We start from the raw sequence: 8,202 nt of genomic DNA, 5'->3' as shown, positions 1-8,202 counted from the left end.
CCCCCCCCCCCCCCCCCCCCCCCCCCCCCCCCCCCCCCCCCCCCCCCGCGCCGGCCTGTGCCGAGCAGACCCCCTCAGTCGCTTCGCGACAGCTCCCCCAGAGGGGGAGCATCTTTTCCCCGCAGCCGTTCCAGGATCCCGCAGTCGGCGACGGTGTCGCTGTGGCAGTGGTCGAGCATGTCGCGCAGTTCCTCGCGCATGGCCTGCAGGTCGGCGATCTTGCGTTCCACCTCGGCCAGCTGGTCGCGGGCCAGGGCGTCGACCTCGCCGCAGGGGCGGTCGGTCGCGTCGGCGAGGTCCAGCAGGGCGCGGATGCGGTCCAGGCCGAACCCGAGGTCGCGCGAGCGCTTGACGAAGGCCAGCCGCCGCTCGTGGGCGGCCTCGTAGGCGCGGTAGTTGCCCTGCGTGCGCGGGGGCTTCGGAAGCAGGCCCATGCGCTCGTAGTAGCGGATGGTCTCGACCGGCACGCCGGTGAGGCGGGCGAGGTCGCCGATGGCCAATGGCCCGGCGAAGCGGGAAGATGCCGACATGCTCTTGACCCTGTAGCGACTACAGGGTGCAGACATAGGGCCTTCTTCGAGGAGGTCCAGAGATGGCCAATTGCTGCGGCGATGATCTGTGCAAGGCCGACGCCCCCGCGCCGTCGGGGCGCTGGCGGCTGGCGCTGTGGATCGCCCTGGTCGTCAATGGCGGCATGTTCCTGGCCGAGGGCGCGGCGGGGCTCTTGTCGGGCTCGGCGGCGCTGCAGGCCGACTCCCTGGATTTCCTGGGCGATGCGGCCAACTACGCCATCAGCCTGGGTGTTGCGGGTCTGGCGCTCACCTGGCGGGCGCGGGCGGCTCTGTTGAAGGGCGCGACCATGCTGCTGTTCGGCGGCTGGGTGTCGGCCATGACCGTCTGGGGCGTGATCGCCGGGCGCACGCCCGAGGCGCCGGTGATGGGAACCCTGGGGCTGATCGCCCTGGTCGCCAATGTCGGGGTGGCGGCGCTGCTGTTCGGCTTCCGCACCGGCGACGCCAACATGCGCTCGGTATGGATCTGCTCGCGCAACGACGCCATCGGCAATGTGGCGGTGATGCTGGCGGCCGCCGGCGTGCTGGGCACCGGCTCGCGCTGGCCCGACCTGGCGGTGGCCGCGGTGATGGCGGGCCTTGCCCTGCAAGGCGGCTGGCAGATCGTCCGCCAGGCGCGGGCCGAGCTGCGCCAGGTCAAAGCTCAGGCCCAAACCCCGCCGCCGCGCCGGTTCAGCGTCGCGGCGCGCAGCCGCTAGGCGCCGAGCGCCGCCGTCACTTCCTCGGCCGTCACGATGGCGTGGGCGTAGGTCGGGGCGTTGATGGCGTGGGCCGCGTGCAGGGCCTCGTCCGAGAACGCCGCCGTGGCGTCGGTGACCAGGGTGACGTGATAGCCCAGCTCGGCGGCGAAGCGGCCGGTGCCCTCGATGCAGGTGTTGGCCACCAGGCCGATCAGGATCACGTGGGTGATCTCGCGCTGCTTGAGGCGGTAGTCGAGGTCGGTGTTGGCGAAGCCGCTCGACCCCCAGTGCTCGGTGACGATCACGTCGCCGGGCAGGGGCGCGAAGTCGGGATGCCACTCCCCGCCCCAGGCGTCCTTCTCGAACACCAGGGCCCGGGCGCTGCCCTGCAGATAGGGCGAGGGATGCTTCCAGCCGTCGAGGTCGCCCAGGGCGAAGCGGTGGTGGGGCACGACGAACAGCACAAGGCCCGCGCTTCGCGCCGCGGCGACCACGGCCTTCAGCCGCCCGTGCAGGCCCTCGGCGCCCTGGGTCGCGGCCACCCTGGGCCACAGCTTGCCGCCGTCGGCCAGGAAGTCGTTGTAGGGATCGACGAACAGCAGGGCGGTGCGGCCCTGGGGATAGGCGAGGCTCATGGCGGGCTCCCGGCGGCGAGGCCGTCAGGAGACGCGCGATCGGCGTGCGGGGCTTGGACGATCCGGCGGTGGCGGGGGTGACGAGTGTACCCTCGCCTCCCAATCTCCCGTCATTCTCGCCCTTGTGGCGAGAAACCCTCTGTCAGCCGCAAGGGCGGATGGGACGGCGTGCTTGGCACGCCGTTGGCGCCTCACCTGCGAGCGGAACCAGGGGTTCCCGCCACAAGGGCGGGAATGACGGGATGAGAGGGGAGCGGGCCGCGCTCGTCCGCCGCAGCCCCCTAAACCGCTTTCCCCCTAAACCGCTTCCCCCGCCAGTTCGCAGGCCTGGGCGATGCTGTCGAACAGGGCCGAGACGGTGATCGGCTTGGCCAGGTGCAGGTCGGCGCCGGCGGCCAGGCAGGCTTCCACCTGGTGGGGCATGGCGTTCGCGGTCAGCGAGATGATCGGGATGCGCGGCCGGCCGGCGGCGCGCTCGCGCATGCGGATCTCGCTGATGGCGGTCAGGCCGTCCATCACCGGCATCTGGGTGTCCATCAGAACCAGATCGAAGGCCTGGCGCTCGTAGGCCGCCAGGGCGGCCTCGCCGTCGGCGGTGATGACGAGATCGGCGACGCCGTCGAGCATCAGCTCCACGACCCGCTGGTTGGTGGGGTGGTCCTCGGCCAGCAGCACGCGCAGGCGCTCTGGGGCGGGCGCCTTGGCCGGACGACGGGCCGGCGCGGGCTCTTCCGGAGCTGCCGGATCCAGACGGGCGGTGAAGGTGAAGCAGGCGCCCTCGCCGGGCGTCGAGCGGCAGGCGATGTCGCCGTCCATCAGCCGGGCGAAGCGCCGGGCGATCGACAGCCCCAGGCCCGAGCCCCCGAACCGCCGGGTGATCGAGCCGTCGCCCTGCACGAAACGCTCGAACAGGCTGGCCTGCACCTGCGGCGTGAAGCCCTCGCCGGTGTCCTCGACCGTGACGACCAGGCGGACAGCCTCACCCTCGGCCTGAGTGCGGGCGTGGACGGCCACATGGCCCTCGCTGGTGAACTTGACCGCATTGCTGATCAGATTGCTGACGATCTGGCCGAACTTCAGGGCGTCGCCGCTCACCCGGTCGTGGAAGCCGTCGTCGAAGGCCAGCGAGAAGTTCAGCCCCTTCTGGTGGGCCAGGCCCTCGAAGGTGGCGGCGGTGGCGATCAGCGCGCCGCGCAGGTTGAAGGGGGCGGGCTCCAGCCCGACCTCGCCTGCCTCGACCTTGGCCAAGTCCAGGATATCGCTGAGCAGGGCGTTCAGCGTGCGGCCCGAGCCCAGGATCACGTCCATCATCTCGCGCTGGCGCGGGGTCAGTTCGGTCTGGGCCAGCACCTGGGCCATGCCCAGCACGCCGTTCAGCGGCGTGCGGATCTCGTGGCTCATGTTCGCCAGGAATTCGCTCTTGGCGATGCTGGCGGCGCGAGCGCTTTCCAGCGCGGCCTCCAGGGCGACGGCCGAGGCCTTACGCTCGGTGATGTCCTCGCTGATGATCAGCAGCAGCTTCTCGTCGCCCTCGCCGGGGATGGCGATCTTCTTGGTCTGCAGCCAGCGGTCGCCGTTGTGCGGGGTCTTCAGCGGCTCTTCGTCGATGACCCAGACCTCGTCGCTCTCCAGCACCTTGCGGTCCATCTCGGCGAAGAAGGCGGCCTGGTCGGCGGGGAAGAAGTCGGCGTCGCAGCGGCCGATCAGGGCCTCGCGCGGCACGCCCAGCAGGTCTTCGCCGGCGCGGTTGACCAGCACGAAGCGGCCGTCGCGGCCGTTCTTGACCACCAGCATGGCCGGCACGCTCTCGACCACGGCGTCTAGGAAGGCCCAGGAGTGCAGGGCCTCGGGAGTGGACGAGACGGCCGGGCCGGCCGCGTCGGCCGGCGGCGCGGGTTCGCGCGCGTGCGAGTTGTTGTCTCTGGCCATGACCTTGCGGTTCGCCCCCTCAGGCGCGTCCAGCCCCGACGCGCGTATTCGCACGCAAGGAAGCCCGGGAGCGCGGTCTGCGGCAACGGCGCCAAGCGTCGCAGGCCGCCGGGGAGACGATAGGACGCAGCCCGACCTTGACCCGGGGCCGCGCCCGCGCGACATCCCCGGCTCATGGAAAAGCTGACCATCCTCCTCGTCGGGTCCGGCGGGCGCGAGCACGCCCTGGCCTGGAAGATCGCGGCCTCGCCGCTGTGCGGCCGCCTGGTCGCCGCCCCGGGCAATCCGGGCATTGCGGCCGTGGCCGAGCTGAAACCGGTCAAGGCGACCGACGCCGACGGCTTGGTCGCCCTCGCCCAGGAGATCGGCGCGGACCTGGTGGTGGTCGGCCCGGAATCGGCGCTGGAAGTCGGCCTGGCCGACAAGCTCGCCGAAGTCGGCATCCCCTGCTTCGGCGGCAGCCAGCGCGCCGCCCAGCTGGAGACCTCCAAGGCCTTCACCAAGGACTTCTGCAAGCGCCACGACCTGCCGACCGCCGCCTATGGCGTGTTCGAGGACGCGGCCGCCGCGGGCGCCTTCCTCGACACCCTGGAAGCGCCGTTCGTGATCAAGGCCGACGGCCTGGCCGCCGGCAAGGGCGTGGTGATCGCCGAGACGCGCGAGGCGGCCGACGCCGCCGTGGTCGACATGCTGGGCGGCCGCTTCGGCTCGGCCGGCGCCCGCGTCGTCATCGAGGAGTTCATGCACGGCGAGGAGGCCTCGCTGTTCGCCCTCTCCGACGGCAAGACCGCCGTGCTGTTCGGCGCGGCCCAGGACCACAAGCGCGCCTATGACGGCGACGAGGGCCCCAATACCGGCGGCATGGGCACCTATTCGCCGCCGCCCGTGCTGACCGACGCCCTGGTCGAGCAGGCCTGGCGCGAGCTGATCGTGCCGACCGTCGAGGGCATGGCCGCCGAGGGCAATCCGTACGTCGGCGTGCTCTATGCCGGCCTGATGCTGACGCCGACGGGGCCGAAGCTGGTCGAATACAACGCCCGCTTCGGCGATCCGGAATGCCAGGTGCTGATGCTGCGGCTGGAGAGCGACATCGTCCCGATCCTGCTGGCGGCCGCCAAGGGCGAGCTGGCTTCGGCCGAGCCGCCGAAGTGGCGCGACGAGGCGGCGATCTGCGTCGTCCTGGCCGCCGAGGGCTATCCCGACGCCCCCAAGACCGGCGGCCTGATCCAGGGCGCCGAGGCCGACTACGGCCACGAGGCCGAGATCTTCCACGCCGGCACGACCCGCGACGCCGACGGAAACCTGGTGGCCTCCGGCGGCCGGGTGCTCAACGTCTGCGCCCTGGGCGCGACCCTGCACGAGGCCCGCGACGTGGCCTATGCGGCGCTGGGGACGGTGAGCCTGGAAGGCGGCTTCTATCGCAGCGACATCGGCTGGCGGGCGCTGGGGCATCACTGACCGCCGAGGAGGCCCCCTCAGTCGCTCCGCGACAGCTCCCCCAGAGGGGGAGCATCTTCTTGGCGCGGCGCTTCTAGATCCTCCCCCTCTGGGGGAGGTGGCCCGGAGGGCCGGAGGGGGATTGCCACCGGCCGTGCACCCTCTAAACTCCCATTCAAACAAATGTTGGGAGTGAAGCGCCGTGGCCGAGCCGTCCGCTCAGGAGCTGAATTCGGGCACCAAGCCGGTCGATCCGCGCCATGCGATCGACGAGGCCGCCCTGGCCGCTTGGCTGGAAGCCAACGTCGAGGGCTATGCCGGCCCGCTGGAAGTGCGCCAGTTCAAGGGCGGGCAGTCCAACCCCACCTACCAGCTGGTCACGCCGGCCAAGCGCTACGTCCTGCGCCGCAAGCCGCCCGGCAAGCTGCTGCCCAGCGCCCACGCCGTCGACCGTGAGTTCAAGGTGATCTCCGGCCTGCACCAGGCGCGCTTCCCGGTCGCCCGGCCCTACGCCCTGTGCATGGACGAGGGCGTGATCGGCACGATCTTCTATGTGATGGACAATATCGAGGGCCGCATCCTCTGGGACGGGACCCTGCCGGACTACGCGCCCGCCGAGCGTCGGGCGATCTACGAGGCCCAGATCGACACCCTGGCGGCCCTGCACAACGTCGACTACGCCGCCGTGGGCCTGGCCGACTACGGCAAGCCGGGCAACTACTTCACCCGCCAGATCGACCGCTGGACCAAGCAGTACCGCGCCAGCGAGACCACCAAGATCGAGGAGATGGACCACCTGATCGACTGGCTGGCCGCAACGGCCCCGGCCGACGACCAGACCTCGATCGTCCACGGCGACTACCGCCTCGACAACATGATCCTGCACCCCACCGAGCCGAAGGTGATCGCGGTGCTGGACTGGGAGCTGTCGACGCTGGGCAATCCGCTGGCCGACTTCACCTATTTCCTGATGAACTGGGTGATGCCGTCCGACCAGCGCGGGGGCCTGGCCGAAATCACCGACCTGACCGCCTATGGCGTCCCGACCATCGACGAGGCGGTGGCCCGCTACTGCGCCGCGACGGGGCGGCAGGGCCTGCCGCAGCTGGACTGGTACTTCAGCTACAACCTCTTCCGCCTGGCCGGCATCTGCCAGGGCATCGTCGGCCGGGTGCGCGACGGCACCGCCGCCAGCGCCCATGCGCAGCTGATGGAGGCCCGGGTGCCGGTGCTGGCCAAGGGGGCGTGGAGCTTCGCGAAGAGGGCGGGGGCTTAGGGTTTCTTCCGAGACCAAACATGGTTCGCCTTCCTGGGCCTTGTGCCCAGGATCCATCGTTCAGCCTGCTCAGACCTTTCGAGCCTTGCCCGGATCTGAGCAGCGGCCGGCATGGGCCCTCGCCACAAGGGCGAGGGAGGCGGTGATTTGGTGCGCGGTTCTGCTGCGCCCCTTTCTCCACCGAAAGAAAATGGCGTGACAGCCCCGGCTCTCCGCCGCCATCCTGCCGCCAAACGCCCCTGGGGAGGGGTGAAACGTTCCAGAGGGGCCTAACTCCATGCGCATCCGTACCCTGGCCGCCGCCGCGCTCGGCGTCGCGGCCGCCGCCCTGTCGTTCGCCGCCGCGCAAGCTGCCAATGGGGCTGCGGGCCCGCTGACCTTCGTCCAGGCCGGCAAGCTGCTGGCCGACCCGGCGACCGGCAAGGTCGAGACCGCCAAGACCGTCGTCGTCCAGGACGGCAAGGTGGTGCGCATCGCCGACGGCTACGTGTCCGAGCCCGGCGGGGTGGTGGTCGACCTCAAGGACCGCTTCGTGCTGCCCGGGCTGATCGACAGCCACGTGCACCTGACGGGCCAGCAAGGCCCGAATTCGCGCCTCGACGAGGTGACCCAGTCGTCGGCCGACCAGGCGATGGTCGGGGCCGGCTATGCGCGCAAGACCCTGCTGGCCGGCTTCACCACCGTCGCCGACCTGGGCGCCGACAACGACGCCATCTTCGCCCTGCGCGCCGGCATCAAGCGCGGCGACGTGGTCGGCCCGCGGATCATCGCCGCCGGCTCGGCCGTGTCGATCCACGGCGGCCATGGCGACGTCAACGGCTTCAGCGAAGAGGTCATGCACGTGCTGCGGCCGGAGTCGGTGTGCTCGGGCGCCGACGACTGCCGCCGCGCCGTGCGCGAGCAGGTCTGGCGCGGCGCCGACGTCATCAAGATCACCGCCACGGGCGGGGTGCTGTCCAACACCGCCGCGGGCCTGTCCCAGCAGTTCAGCGACGGCGAACTGGCCGCCATCGTCGAGAGCGCCCACCGCATGGGCCGCCGCGTCACCGCCCACGCGCACGGCGTCGACGGCATCAACGCCTTCCTCAAGGCCGGCGGCGACTCCATCGAGCACGGCACCTATCTCGACGGCGAGAGCATCGCCCTCTTCAAGAAGAACGGCGCCTATCTGGTGCCGACCCTGATGGCCGGCGACTTCGTGGCCCGCATCGCCGCCAGCCCGGGCAACTTCTTCACCCCGGCCCAGACCGCCAAGGCCCTGGAAGCCGGCCCCAAGATGCTCGACATGGCCCGCCGCGCCCACGACGGCGGCGTCAAGATCGCCTTCGGCACCGACAGCGGCGTCAGCGCCCATGGCGACAACGCCTACGAGTTCGTGCTGCTTACCCGGGCGGGGCTCTCGCCGATCGAGGCCATCCGCGCGGCGACGGTCAACGCGGCCGATCACCTGGGCATCACGGCCGAGGCCGGCTCGCTGGCGCCGGGCAAGGCGGCGGATCTGATCGCGGTGGCGGGCGATCCGCTGGCCGACGTGAGCGTGCTCCAGAAGGTGGATCACGTGATCAAGGGCGGCGTGGTGGTGAAGTAGCGCGCGCCGCGCTACCCCCTCCGGCCCTCCGGGCCACCTCCCCCAGAGGGGGAGGATCTGGCCGAGCAGATGCTCCCCCTCTGGG

Annotated in this window: 7 protein-coding genes; 4 read left to right on the top strand and 3 right to left on the bottom strand. The window is 71.1% G+C overall.

The features are described 5' to 3' along the window. Positions 1-74: 74 nt before the first annotated feature. Entirely contained in the window at positions 75-530 is a 456-nt protein-coding gene (locus AC07N1_RS01320; RefSeq protein WP_494670122.1) for a MerR family transcriptional regulator, read from the bottom strand. Positions 531-592: 62 nt separating this feature from the next. Between AC07N1_RS01320 and AC07N1_RS01315 the strand changes: the two genes are divergently transcribed. Beyond that, positions 593-1,270 (top strand): cation efflux transmembrane domain-containing protein, encoded by a 678-nt coding sequence (locus AC07N1_RS01315; protein WP_494670121.1) that lies wholly within the window; start codon positions 593-595, stop codon positions 1,268-1,270. On the opposite strand, the gene AC07N1_RS01310 is transcribed toward AC07N1_RS01315, so the two are convergent. Both AC07N1_RS01310 and AC07N1_RS01305 read right to left on the bottom strand, forming a co-directional pair. Next, complete coding sequence (locus tag AC07N1_RS01310; RefSeq protein ID WP_494670120.1) at positions 1,267-1,887, bottom strand: cysteine hydrolase family protein; 621 nt, start codon at positions 1,885-1,887, stop codon at positions 1,267-1,269. The two genes, AC07N1_RS01315 and AC07N1_RS01310, sit on opposite strands and share 4 nt — an antisense overlap. Before the next feature lie 297 nt (positions 1,888-2,184). Then, on the bottom strand, positions 2,185-3,816 hold the full coding sequence (locus AC07N1_RS01305; RefSeq protein ID WP_494670119.1) for a PAS domain-containing sensor histidine kinase: 1,632 nt from the start codon (positions 3,814-3,816) through the stop codon (positions 2,185-2,187). A 174-nt stretch (positions 3,817-3,990) separates the two neighbouring features. On the opposite strand from AC07N1_RS01305, the gene purD reads away from it, so the two are divergent. The 3 genes from purD to AC07N1_RS01290 all read left to right on the top strand — a co-directional run bounded on the left by purD (position 3,991) and on the right by AC07N1_RS01290 (position 8,117). Then, positions 3,991-5,274 (top strand): phosphoribosylamine--glycine ligase, encoded by a 1,284-nt coding sequence (purD, locus tag AC07N1_RS01300; protein WP_494670118.1) that lies wholly within the window; start codon positions 3,991-3,993, stop codon positions 5,272-5,274. 181 nt (positions 5,275-5,455) lie between these two features. Continuing rightward, entirely contained in the window at positions 5,456-6,529 is a 1,074-nt protein-coding gene (locus AC07N1_RS01295; protein ID WP_494670117.1) for a phosphotransferase family protein, read from the top strand. 277 nt (positions 6,530-6,806) lie between these two features. Beyond that, positions 6,807-8,117, top strand: a complete 1,311-nt coding sequence (locus AC07N1_RS01290; protein WP_494670116.1) for a metal-dependent hydrolase family protein — start codon at positions 6,807-6,809, stop codon at positions 8,115-8,117. Positions 8,118-8,202: the final 85 nt, after the last annotated feature.

Source organism: Caulobacter sp. GW821-FHT09B11, from assembly GCF_059418205.1.
Note: the sequence above shows the minus strand (reverse complement) of the source record. Positions and strands in the feature narration are given on the sequence as shown.

Excerpts from the sequence above, each read along its gene's own strand:
- AC07N1_RS01320 (WP_494670122.1), bottom strand. The coding sequence starts at position 530 with ATGTCGGCATCTTCCCGCTTCGCCGGGCCATTGGCCATCGGCGACCTC.
- AC07N1_RS01310 (WP_494670120.1), bottom strand. The coding sequence starts at position 1,887 with ATGAGCCTCGCCTATCCCCAGGGCCGCACCGCCCTGCTGTTCGTCGAT.
- AC07N1_RS01290 (WP_494670116.1), top strand. The coding sequence starts at position 6,807 with ATGCGCATCCGTACCCTGGCCGCCGCCGCGCTCGGCGTCGCGGCCGCC.
- AC07N1_RS01315 (WP_494670121.1), top strand. The coding sequence starts at position 593 with ATGGCCAATTGCTGCGGCGATGATCTGTGCAAGGCCGACGCCCCCGCG.
- purD (WP_494670118.1), top strand. The coding sequence starts at position 3,991 with ATGGAAAAGCTGACCATCCTCCTCGTCGGGTCCGGCGGGCGCGAGCAC.
- AC07N1_RS01305 (WP_494670119.1), bottom strand. The coding sequence starts at position 3,816 with ATGGCCAGAGACAACAACTCGCACGCGCGCGAACCCGCGCCGCCGGCC.